General features: G+C 66.5%; 8 protein-coding genes. All 8 read right to left on the bottom strand.

The annotated features are described in order from the left end of the window. Nucleotides 1-150: 150 nt before the first annotated feature. Nucleotides 151-1,005: an outer membrane protein gene (locus AC6A67_RS08110; protein ID WP_498036043.1), complete on the bottom strand. Its 855-nt coding sequence runs from the start codon at nt 1,003-1,005 to the stop codon at nt 151-153. A gap of 514 nt (nt 1,006-1,519) precedes the next feature. Further along, complete coding sequence (glmM, locus tag AC6A67_RS08105; RefSeq protein ID WP_498036042.1) at nt 1,520-2,863, bottom strand: phosphoglucosamine mutase; 1,344 nt, start codon at nt 2,861-2,863, stop codon at nt 1,520-1,522. A 617-nt stretch (nt 2,864-3,480) separates the two neighbouring features. Next, entirely contained in the window at nt 3,481-5,400 is a 1,920-nt protein-coding gene (gene ftsH / locus AC6A67_RS08100; RefSeq protein WP_498036041.1) for an ATP-dependent zinc metalloprotease FtsH, read from the bottom strand. Between the two features lie 336 nt (nt 5,401-5,736). Then, complete coding sequence (gene tilS / locus AC6A67_RS08095; RefSeq protein WP_498036040.1) at nt 5,737-6,852, bottom strand: tRNA lysidine(34) synthetase TilS; 1,116 nt, start codon at nt 6,850-6,852, stop codon at nt 5,737-5,739. A 7-nt stretch (nt 6,853-6,859) separates the two neighbouring features. Then, complete coding sequence (ybgF, locus tag AC6A67_RS08090; protein ID WP_498036039.1) at nt 6,860-7,663, bottom strand: tol-pal system protein YbgF; 804 nt, start codon at nt 7,661-7,663, stop codon at nt 6,860-6,862. An 82-nt stretch (nt 7,664-7,745) separates the two neighbouring features. Beyond that, nucleotides 7,746-8,309, bottom strand: a complete 564-nt coding sequence (gene pal / locus AC6A67_RS08085) for a peptidoglycan-associated lipoprotein Pal (RefSeq protein ID WP_498036038.1) — start codon at nt 8,307-8,309, stop codon at nt 7,746-7,748. 413 nt (nt 8,310-8,722) lie between these two features. Continuing rightward, entirely contained in the window at nt 8,723-10,114 is a 1,392-nt protein-coding gene (gene tolB / locus AC6A67_RS08080) for a Tol-Pal system beta propeller repeat protein TolB (protein WP_498036037.1), read from the bottom strand. 164 nt (nt 10,115-10,278) lie between these two features. Then, nucleotides 10,279-11,433 carry a cell envelope integrity protein TolA gene (gene tolA / locus AC6A67_RS08075; protein WP_498036036.1) on the bottom strand — a complete coding sequence of 385 codons (1,155 nt, stop codon included), beginning with the start codon at nt 11,431-11,433 and terminating at the stop codon, nt 10,279-10,281. Nucleotides 11,434-11,439: the final 6 nt, after the last annotated feature.

The raw sequence follows: 11,439 nt of genomic DNA, 5'->3' as shown, positions 1-11,439 counted from the left end.
CGCCTGAAGCGGCGCGCGGCGACCGTGGCGCGATCACTGATGCCGGTCCCTAATGAGCATGACAGATCGGGGCCTGGTTCAGCCCGTGCGGCGCCTGAGCAAGTCAGGATGCGGATGCGTAAGCATGGTCGCATCCCGGTATGACGCGCCTCACAGCGCGCCCATCTCCCAACGCAGACCGAGCGTGACTTCGTGACTGTCGAGGCTTTTGGCGCGCAGCGGCGTGGCGGCGACGCAGGTGGCTGTGTCGTCACACAGGGCGCGGCCGCTATTGGCGTTGCCGAGGTTGAGATAGCGGTAGCCGAGGTCGGCGTGCAGGCCAGGCATGATTTCATAGCCGACGCCCGCATAAAGCGCGAAGGCGGCGCGGGCATGGCTGGCGTGGCTGGCGGCGACCATATTGCTGGCCTGGGCCAGCGGCTGCGCCTGCTCGTAGCGGCCCACCTTATACATGCGGTTCCACGCCACGCCGACGCCAGCGCCGACATAGGGCGTCAGCCCATTCCACGTCAGCACGTCCCAGTAAGCGTTGGCCAGCGCCACATCCGAGCGGACACCGGCGCTGTAATGGCCCACGGCGCGGCTCGTGCCCGCCGCAAAAGCCTGATCGACGCCGATTCCGTGCAGGCGCGCCCCCGACTGGGAGATGCCAGTGACGTCGACGCGCAGCATCGGGCCGATGCGATAGCCGATGCCGCCGCCCAGCGACCAGCCGCTGTCAATGCGGGCGCGGGCGATGGCGTGATCCATCGGCGTCATGGCGTTCACGCCAGGCGTCGCCGCATAGCTCAATGGAATGGCCTTGCGCGGACCGCGCAGGCCAAGGCCAACACCGACATCGCCGCGCAGATACCAGCCGCCGCCAGTGGCGATCGGACGCTCTGGCTCCAGCGGCGGCAGCTCAGGCAATTGTCCAGGATCGGCCGCCAGCACGGGCGCGGCGACAAATGCGCTGGCGAGCAGCGCGACAGCGGCGACGGCGGGGCGGAAGTAATGCGTGACCATGGTGCGGCTATCCGGGTTTTCGCCGCCTGGTGAGCCAGCAACGACGCCTCTGCGCCGCCACAATCGCAAACAGGGCTTAACAGCCGCTTAACCTTAATCAACAGGGTTAATGAAATTCCGATTCCGGTCAATTTGGCGTGATGTTCCCCACGCGAGCGTGGTGATTACGCGGATCTGCATCAATCTACCGTCCCGGTCGCCCGCAACATCAACCGGATCGGCGACGCTCCCGCCGACGCCGTCCAACGCCGGCGAGGCGCGTGCGGCGCACCTTATTGCGCCCGGACATCTATTGAGCGGCGGCAGTCGGGCCTGCCAGTAGCCATGCGAGGTAACCCCGCTGCATCGCCACCGGCCTGTAGCGACGCGACAATTTCTCCGGGGCGATGACCGGGGATCGAAAAGTGCGCTGACCTATGCCCGCCAAAAACAAGCCCGCGCCACAGAGCGGCGCGGGGCAGGAAAATTCGTGCGGTCACTCGGGCGGCCGCACCGGATCAAGGCTATCGGACGCTCAGGCGGCGACCTTACTGATCTCGCCGATAACGTCGTCGACCACCTGGTTGACCACGTCGAGATTGTCGCCCTCGCCCATCACCCGGATCACCGGCTCAGTGCCGGAGGGGCGCACGACCAGCCGGCCATTGCCGCCCAGACGTTCGCGGGCAGCCTCGACGATCAGATCGACCTTGGCGGCCTCGGGCCGGGCGCCGAGCTTGTAGCGCAAATTCTTCAGCACCTGCGGGAAGGGCTCGAAGGCACGGCAGATCTCGCTGACCGGACGGCCCGACTTCTGCACCACGGACAGGATCTGCAGGGCCGACAGCAGGCCATCGCCGGTGGTGGCGTAATCGGACAGGATGATGTGCCCCGACTGCTCGCCGCCGACGTTATAGCCATTCCGGCGCATGTGCTCGAGCACATAGCGGTCGCCGACGGCGGTGCGCTCAAGACCCAGGCCAATGCCCTGCAGGTATTTTTCCAGGCCAAGGTTAGACATGATGGTGGCGACGATGGCCGGGCGGCTGAGCAGCTCAGCCTCGTGCCAGCTACGGCCAATCACTGCCATCAGCTGGTCGCCGTCGACCACCTGGCCCTTTTCATCGACGATGATCACCCGGTCGGCGTCACCGTCAAGCGCGATGCCAATGTCGGCGCGGGTCTCATGCACCTTGCGGATCAGCGCTTCAGGCGCGGTCGAGCCGACGTCCCGGTTGATATTGGTGCCATCCGGCTCGACGCCGAGCGAAATCACCTCGGCGCCCAGCTCCCACAGCGCCTCTGGGGCGACGCGGTAGCCAGCGCCATTGGCGCAATCAACCACGACGCGCATGCCATCGAGGTCGATGTCGCGCGGCAGGGTGCGCTTGGCGAATTCGACATAACGGGCGTGCACGCTCTCAATGCGCTTGGCGCGACCGAGATCAGCGGCCGGGGCGAGGCGCTGGGTCAAATCATTGTCGATGAGGTCCTCGATCTGCAGCTCAACCTCATCCGACAGCTTGAAGCCATCGGGGCCAAACAGCTTGATGCCATTGTCCTCATAGGGATTGTGCGAGGCGGAGATCATCACCCCCATGTCGCAGCGCATGGAGCGGGTCAGCATCGCCACCGCCGGGGTCGGCATCGGACCGAGCAGCAGCACGTCCATGCCCACCGAGGTGAAGCCGGCGACCATGGCCGTCTCGATCATATAGCCGGACAGGCGCGTATCCTTGCCGATGATCACCCGGTTGCGATAATCGCCCCGGCGAAACACCAGCCCAGCCGCCTGCCCCACCTTCATCGCCAGCTCGGGCGTGATCACGGTGTTGGCGCGGCCACGAATACCGTCAGTGCCGAAATAGCTTCTCGTCATATGTCCTGTGCCCCAGGGCAGTTTATGGCTCGACCAGCGGCGCGCAGGCCTCGCTTGCCGTTCAGGCGCCAGCCCGAAAGCGAGACTGGTCCATCCAGGACCTGCGCACGTCTGCATTGCGCCAGACTTCGACGCATTTCACTGCATCCAGCCTGTCTGCCAGCGCGAAAGCGCCATGGCGTGGCGATAGCCAGCGGCTATGCGACGTCCACGCAACCGTGGACGGCCGCCCATCAATTATTGCTGTCCCCAATTGCAAATCAGTGCGGAACAGGCTGCTTCATCTCGTCCAGAACGGACCTCGCCGTCAAGTGAAGCGCGCGCACAATACATTCACGCTTCATAACAATATGTTACCAGATTCCGGACTCCCCCTGCCACAACCATGCCGCCATCGCCAGCACTTGCAACCAGCTGCGCTCAAGTATTTCCAGCCCATTGTCAGTCGAATGCTCAGACCTGCACAGTCGAGCCAGTTTTGCGGTGATCGACCCGCCCGAGACCATGCCGCCAATACGCGCCGTCTCCGGCCCCGATACTGCCGGGGGCGCGCCGCCAAACAAAAAACGCCCCGGCCAGCCAGGCCGGGGCGCTATCAACTTCGGGCAGCGGCGCGGTCAGGCCTGCGGCTGCGGCTCCACCCCGGCCTCGGGGCTACGCGGCGTGTGGCGGCCAGCCGAGGGCACCAGGGTGCTGCGGCTCGGCGGCGGCGGGCCGCCTGCGTCGCGCACCGGCGGCTTGCCGTCGAGCAGGTTGCGGATTTCCTCGCCAGACAGCGTCTCATATTCCAGCAGGCCGCGCGCCAGCGCTTCCAGATCGTCGCCGCGCTCGGTGAGGATGCGGCGGGCGTCGCTGAGACCCTCTTCCACCAGGCGGCGGATTTCAGAATCGATCTTCTGCGCCGTGGCTTCCGACAGCGTCTGCTGCTTGCCCATGGAATAGCCGAGGAACACCTCGCCGCCCTCGTCGCCATACATCACGGCGCCGAGTTCGTCTGAGAAGCCCCATTGCGTGACCATGGCGCGAGCCAGCTTGGTCGCCTGCTGGATGTCGGATGCGGCGCCCGAGGTGACCTTGGCTGGGCCGAAGATCAGCTCCTCCGCCACGCGACCGCCCATCATGATGGCGAGGCGCGAGGTCATCTGCTCGTAGCTCATCGACAGCTTGTCGCGCTCGGGCAGCTGCATGACCATGCCCAACGCCCGGCCACGGGGAATGATGGTGGCCTTGTGCACCGGATCGGTGGCCGGGACATTGAGAGCGACGATGGCGTGGCCCGCCTCGTGATAGGCGGTCAGACGCTTTTCGTCCTCGGTCATCACCAGGGTGCGGCGCTCGGCGCCCATCATCACCTTGTCCTTGGCGTCCTCGAACTCCTGCATGGTGACGATGCGCTTGCCACGCCGCGCCGCCAGCAGCGCCGCCTCATTGACCAAATTCATCAGATCGGCGCCCGAGAAGCCAGGGGTGCCACGCGCCATGGTGCGCAGGTCAACGTCCGGCGCCAGCGGAACCTTGCGGACGTGAACCCGCAGAATGCGCTCGCGACCCACCACGTCGGGATTGGGCACCACGATCTGCCGGTCGAAGCGACCGGGGCGCAGCAACGCCGGGTCGAGCACGTCAGGCCTGTTGGTGGCCGCGATGATGATCACGCCCTCATTGGCCTCGAAGCCATCCATCTCGACCAGCAGCTGGTTCAGGGTCTGCTCGCGCTCGTCATTGCCGCCGCCGAGGCCGGCGCCACGATGGCGGCCGACGGCGTCGATCTCGTCAATGAAGATGATGCAGGGCGAATTCTTCTTGGCCTGCTCGAACATGTCGCGGACACGGCTGGCGCCGACGCCGACGAACATCTCAACGAAATCAGAACCGGAGATGGTGAAGAACGGCACATTGGCTTCGCCGGCCACAGCGCGGGCGATCAGCGTCTTGCCGGTGCCGGGCGGGCCGACCAGCAGCACGCCGCGCGGAATGCGGCCGCCGAGACGCTGAAACTTCTGCGGATCGCGCAGGAACTCAACGATCTCCTGCAAATCGTCCTTGGCTTCCTCAACGCCAGCCACGTCTTCAAAGGTGACGCGACCATGCGCCTCGGTCAGCAGCTTGGCCTTGGACTTGCCAAAGCCCATGGCCCGGCCAGCGCCGCTCTGCATCTGCCGCGACAGGAAAATCCACGCGCCGATGAACACCAGGATCGGCAGCCAGTTGATCAGCAGGGCGATGAACCACGGCGTATCCGACTGCGGCGGACGCGCGGAAATCTGCACATTCTTCTGCTGCAGCTTGGTCACAAGGCCCGGATCGAACGGCGCATAGGTCTTGAAGGTCCGGCCATCCGTATAGGTTCCGGTGATCTCCTGCCCGGCGATCATCACGCTGGTGACGCGGCCATTGTCCGCGTCCTGCAGCAGCTGCGAATACGGGATATCTGTCGAACCCCCGCGCTGGCCTGGGCTCTGGAACAGCGACACCAGCGCCAGAACCAGCAGAAAAATGATGACCCAGAGGGCGAAATTCCGGAAATTGGGGTTCATCTTAATGTTTTAATCCTGGTCCAGCAGCCTGGCCCGCGCCATGGTATATCAGCCAATCACCTTATTTAGGCGCGATGCCAGCAAATGCCAAGGTCGCCATGGCCGCACGTCGGCCAAAGGCAGGTCGATTGGCGCCGTAGATAGTCGCAAATAGCGCCCGGTTTGCGGCGGAACATGACGAACGTCGTTGAGGAGCCGGCCTGGGCGTCAGCGCCGGGCGTTTGACGGCGCTTCTTACCAGGATGCGAAGATGCTGACGCATCCGCCTCCTGAAATGCTCAGGCGCCGCACGGGCTTGGGCAGAACCCGATCTATCACGTTCATCGGGTTCTGGCATCAGCCTGCCGTGACCGGCGCGGCGACCGCCCGGTCATCGTCAGGCGTTGCTGCGGACGGCGCAGGCAGCTGCAAGCGGGCGCGGCCACGCCGGCGCGGCCCCTCCGGCTTCACCGTGCACTGGCCATCGCGGCCGAGCGACAGCACCTGCCCGCAGAGGCTGCGCCGCAGCGCGCGCCCTTCCCCCGCCGCCTGGCCAAGCGACGCCGCCGCCTGCTCCAGCCGCTCCAGCCGCAATGCCCCTGCGCCGGCCTGCGCCAGCAGACGCTCCAGCGCACGGATGAAGATTTCCTCCGGCTGCGCCGCCAGAGCCCTGGCGTTGAAGCGCAGAAGGCCTGGGCCTGCCTCGACCTGGGCCGCATCCAGAGCCTTAAGGGTCGCCTGCTCCAGCGCTGCGTCGGCGCGGGCGGCGCGGGCTCCGAGCCGCAGCAGCCGCGCACGGCTCAGGCCGAGCTGACGCAATTGTTGCTCCAGCAGACGCAGACGGCCCCGAACTTTGTCAGGATCGCGATTGCCAGGGTCCTCGGCCCAGGAGAGGCCAGCGGCGACGCAGGTGGCGATCAGCCTGTGCTTGGCGACTGGCAGCATCGGTCGCGCCAGCGTCAGGCCGGCGCGCAGGCTGAGCGGCTGCATGCCGGCAAGTCCGGCGAGGCCGGAGCCAGCGCTCAGCCGCATCAAAATGGTTTCCGCCAGATCGTCGGCGTGGTGGGCGGTGACGACGTGGCTGGCGCCGAGCGCATGGGCGTGGGCGAATAACAATTGGTATCGGGCCTCGCGGGCCGCCGCCGCCACGCCGCGCTCCGGCTTTTCGCCCTGCCAGACCAGCACCTCGCATGGCAGGTCGCGCTCGCGCGCGCGGGCGCACACCATCTGCGCCTCGGCGGCGGACTCTGCGCGCAATTGATGATCCACCACCGCGACATGCAGGGCGGGGCGAAACGCACCACGGGCGAGGCCGTTGCGGCGCCACTGCGCCGCCAGATGCATCAATGCGAGGGAATCGGGGCCGCCAGAAACCGCCAGCAACAGAGCCGACGCCCCCGCCAGATCAGCAAACAGCCCTTCAGCCATGGCGGGCGAAATGGCGGCGCTGTCGCGGGGCTCTACGCCGGTCATCGCCGGATCAGCACTTGCTGCGTCGACGTTCCCGCTCGACCGCCGAGCGCACTTCCGCCGAGGCATTGGGATATTTGCGCACGACCTGGGCCAGCGTGGCGCAGGCTTCCGGCTTGGCGTTGAGCCGCGACAGCGCCATGCCCAGCTTGACCAGCGCATCCGGGCCACGGCTGGCCTTGGGATAATCGGTCGAGATTTTCAGGAACTGCTCGGCGGCGTCACTATATTGCTGGCGCTGGTAATAACTCTCGCCCAGCCAATAAATGGCGTCGGCGGCGCGACGATCCGACGGATTGGCCTGCAGAAACTGCCGGAACCCCATCTCGGCGGCGCCATATTGCCCCTGCTGGAACTGGGCCCGGGCTGCCTCGAAGCCATCGGCATTGCGCGAAATGCTGGCGGTGGATGGCCCGCTGCCTGCGCTGCCCGCAGGCGTCGCGCCTGCGTCGCCGCGACGGTTCCGCGGCGGCGGCGCAGCTGGCGCCGCAGGGGCGCCCCCCGCTCCGCCGCGCTCCTGGAAGCGGAACTCGGTATCCTGCTGGAACTTGCGCAATTGCTCGTTCAGCCGACGGTTTTCGAACTGCAATTGCTCGACGCGCCCGGACAGGTTGCGCATCTGCTCTTCAAGCTGGCCGAGGCGGACAACCATGTCGGAGATGTCCTGGGCCCGGGCCGGCAGGGCGCCAGCCATGCCAAGCAGCGGCGCGGCCAGCGCCGCAGCAATGACGGCGGTGACCACCCGGCCGGCGCGTTTGCCGGGGCGCGAAACGGACGACGTCTGTAACCGTGGCCCTGTGCCAGCGAACTGCATTGTCAAACCCTTGTCCGGTCAAGCCTTTGACCCGGCTGCGGCGCGCCGCCCCGCGAAATGCGGGAGGCGCGCCAGCGCCTGATTACGACGAGGCGCCATCCAGCACGATGACGCTGCGGCGATTCTGCGACCAGCAGGAGATGTCGTTACACACCGCCACCGGGCGCTCCTTGCCATAGGAAATGGTGCGCATCCGCGAGGCGTCAACACCGCGCGAGGCCAGATAGTCGCGCACCGACTGGGCGCGGCGGGCGCCAAGCGAGTAGTTGTACTCGCGGGTGCCACGCTCGTCAGCATGGCCTTCGACCACGAAGCTGTAGCGCGGGTAGCGGGCCAGCCAGGCGGCCTGGCGGTCGAGCGTCGCCGTCGCCTGCGGCGTCAGCGAGGTGCTGTCGACCTCAAAGAACACGCGATCACCGACATTGACGACGAAATCCTGGGCGCTGCCCGGGGTTCCTGCGCCCATGCCATAGCCGCCGGCGCCGCCACGGCCGCCAGCGCCGCCATTGACGCCATCCTGATTGTTCTTGGCGCAGGCGCCCAGCGACAGCGCCGCCGCAACAGCGACCATCGCAAAAATGGCGCGCCGGGCCGGACGCCGCGCCTGAGCGGCGTTGTGTGCGGTGCCGATTACTGCCAGCGACATCTCAAATCCCTTCCTTGAAGCCAATGCCTCATTGCGTGCTGTGATGGGCCTGCCGCGCAGGGGGCGCGTCGGCACGGCCTATACCGGGATGCGAAGATGCTGACGCATCCGCATCCTGAAATGCTCAGGCGCCGCACGGCCCTGGCTAGAACCCGATGAGTTAAGCTCATCGGATTCTGATAGTATGCGTCGCCGCATAAACCCGGCCTCACATCCCGGGGCGGCCCGGTTCACAAAGCGTGAAGCGCCCAATGGGGCGTATGGTTTCCGCTGGAGCGTGGCCCGCTCATGAGCGCCACACAACCCAACGGAAGATTGCCCGCCTGACCAGGGGAGCGTCTTGCGCTCCACCAAGCCGGCCTTGTGGTAAAATTAGCGTTAAACCACTGCAAAACTTGCCAAATCCAACAGGCTCAGCGCATATCGGACAGCACCTGTGACCAGCCGGGGTCTGAGGCGAAACCGGCGGTGCGGATCGGCGCTTCAACCCGGCCAGTGATGTCGGTCAGATACAGCTTGCTGCCGCCCTCGCCGCCTGGGTCACGGAAGAACATCAGGAACTGGCCGTTGGGGGCCCAGGTCGGCCCCTCATTGTGGAAGCCCTCGGTGAGAATCCGCTCACCTGAACCATCTGGCTTCATGATGCCGATGCCAAAGGCGCCGCCCTTCTGGCGGGTGAACGCAATGTAGTCGCCGCGCGGCGACCACACCGGCTGGCTGTAGCGCCCCTCGCCAAACGAGATGCGCTGCGCCTCGCCGCCCGTGGCTGGCATCACATAAATCTGCTGGCCGCCGCCGCGATCGCTCTCAAAGGCGATGCGCGACCCATCTGGCGAGAATGACGGCGAGGTGTCGATGGCGTTGGAGCTGGTCAGGCGCGTGGTGGTTCGCGAGGCCAGATTGATCAGGTAGATATTGGCGTTGCCGCCCTGCTGCAGGCTGAGCGCGATGCTCTGGCCATTGGGCGAGAAGCGCGGGCTCGAGGTCATGTCGGGGAAATTGCCGACAGTCTGGCGCTGGCCCGTGTCAATGTTAAGCACCTGGACGCGCGGCTGCGCCCCACGCGCCTGGGACATGTACGTGACGTCCGCCGTGGCCGGCGCAAAGCGCGGCGTGACCACGCTCTCTTCGCCACGGGTCAGGAAACGGGCGTTGGCGCCGTCGCTGTCCATGATGGCGAGGCGCTTGCGCCGCTGGTCGCGCGGGCCGCTCTCATCGACATAGACGATGCGGGCGTCGAACATGCCCTTAAGGCCGGTCAGCCGCGTCAGGATCGAATCGGCGATGATATGGCCGACCCGGCGCCAATTGTTGGCGTCGGTGACGAACTGCTGGCCGGTGAGCTGCTGGCCGGCGCTGACGTCCCACAAACGATAGGCGGTGCGCAGCCGCCCACCTTCGCGCGTCACCCGCCCCGTCGCCAGCGCCTGGGCGTTGACCGCCTGCCAGGCCGCGAAATTCGGCACGGCGTCGAACTCCACCGGACCAGGCGGGAAGGCGGCGCGATCCAGCGGGGCGAAGTAGCCGCAGCGCTTCAGGTCTGCGGCGACCACGCCCGCGATGCGCGCGCCAAGTTCCGGATCACCGCTGAAGTCGGAGATGGCGATTGGCAGCGGCTGAAAATTGGCGCGGTCCAGCGTGATCGAAATTTCGGCTGCGGCTGGTGTCGGCAGCGCGCCTGCCACGCCAGCGATGGCGAGCCCGCTGGCCGCGCAGAGCAAGGCGCGCCGGTCGGCGTCCGGCGCCAGATCGGTCGCGCCGCCGCCCGCCCCGCGCAGGCGGTGTAACAGGCCATCAAATCCCATGGTGGTTCCAGCGTTAAAAGGAAAGGACATCGCTTGCACTCAACTGGCTTTTGCCGGGCGCACATGGCGAAACCATGTCGCACAACCCACAAACGCCAACCAAAAGACCTGCAGATCGCACCTCGCGACACGCAAACACGCGGCGATGTCGCGGCTGCGACGCATCACATGAAATCCGACTTGTCGGCGGTGATTCTGATCGTCCGCCAGTCGTTGTAATAGGGCGCATATTGCTGCGGCACCCGGAACGGCGCGCACATGCGCACGGCGCGCAGCGTGCTGTCGGCCATGGAGCGGAAGGCCGGATCACTGGAGTTGTTGACCAGGGCCGGCTGGCCAATCAGCGAACCATCTGGCGCCAGCGTCATCCGCACCTCCGGCGCTACATCCGGCGCCGCGCCCATATAAGAGAAGCACCGGCGCAGCTGCTCCTTGATCATCGCCCCGATGGCGTCCTTCTGCGACAGCGACAGCTTCGGACCCGTGCCCGTCTGGGAACCTGCGGTCGAGCGGCTGTTCAGCTCCGGCGCCACGGACGCCGTGCGCTGGTTGGCGGCGCTGCGACTGGCCAGCAGCTTGCGGATGTCCGTCGGATTGAAGTCATCGCCATCCGGCGCAGGCTTCGCAGCTGGCTTTGGCGCGGGCTTGCTGTTCTCGATCAGCCGCGCGAGGTCGCGCTGCGCCGCAGGATCTGGCTTCGGCGCAGGTTTTGGCTCCGGCTTTGGCTTGGGCTCCGGTTTGGGCTCCGGTTTGGGTTTCGGCTGCGGCCTGGCCTCTGGCTTCGGTTCCGGCTTTGGCTCCGGCTTGGGTTCAGGTTTGGGCTCCGGTTTCGGCGCAGCCTCTGGACGCGGCGGCGGGGTCGGCGCTGGCTCCGGTCGGGGCGCGGGTTTTGGTTCCGGTTTGGGCTCCGGTTTAGGCGCTTCCGGTTTGGGTTCCGGTTTGGGCGGCTCTGGCTTGGGCTCTGGCCTGGGCGGCGGTGGCGGCGCCGCGTTCTCCGGCGCCTGGGCAAGGTCACGTGGGCGCGACGGCGGCGCTGGCGCTTCCTTCGGGTCATTGGCGCTGTCAGGCTTGCTGTCGCGCACCTCCGCCTGCTTGTCGGCGCGCAAGCTCGGCTTGTCCGCGAGGTCCTTCGAGGTCTTCTCGCCGCGCGTGATCGCCCGCAGCTGGTCTTCGGTGATCACCTCGACCGGCACGGCCTCTTCCTGCTCCTCAAAGCGCGGCGCGGCGAACAGCCCGGCCAGCGCCACCACCAACAGCGCGGCGTGGCCGACGCCAGAGATCAGCAGTCCCGGTTCCTGTCTGGACCAACGGAAATTCATCGCCGG

The sequence above is a fragment of the Camelimonas sp. FR25 genome, assembly GCF_059740505.1.
This window is presented reverse-complemented; position numbering and strand designations above follow the sequence as displayed.

Bases quoted from the DNA above. Each gene is read 5' to 3' on its own strand.
- ybgF (WP_498036039.1), bottom strand. From the start codon at position 7,663: ATGCAGTTCGCTGGCACAGGGCCACGGTTACAGACGTCGTCCGTTTCG.
- tolB (WP_498036037.1), bottom strand. From the start codon at position 10,114: ATGGGATTTGATGGCCTGTTACACCGCCTGCGCGGGGCGGGCGGCGGC.
- pal (WP_498036038.1), bottom strand. From the start codon at position 8,309: ATGTCGCTGGCAGTAATCGGCACCGCACACAACGCCGCTCAGGCGCGG.
- tolA (WP_498036036.1), bottom strand. From the start codon at position 11,433: ATGAATTTCCGTTGGTCCAGACAGGAACCGGGACTGCTGATCTCTGGC.
- glmM (WP_498036042.1), bottom strand. From the start codon at position 2,863: ATGACGAGAAGCTATTTCGGCACTGACGGTATTCGTGGCCGCGCCAAC.
- ftsH (WP_498036041.1), bottom strand. From the start codon at position 5,400: ATGAACCCCAATTTCCGGAATTTCGCCCTCTGGGTCATCATTTTTCTG.
- tilS (WP_498036040.1), bottom strand. From the start codon at position 6,852: ATGACCGGCGTAGAGCCCCGCGACAGCGCCGCCATTTCGCCCGCCATG.
- AC6A67_RS08110 (WP_498036043.1), bottom strand. From the start codon at position 1,005: ATGGTCACGCATTACTTCCGCCCCGCCGTCGCCGCTGTCGCGCTGCTC.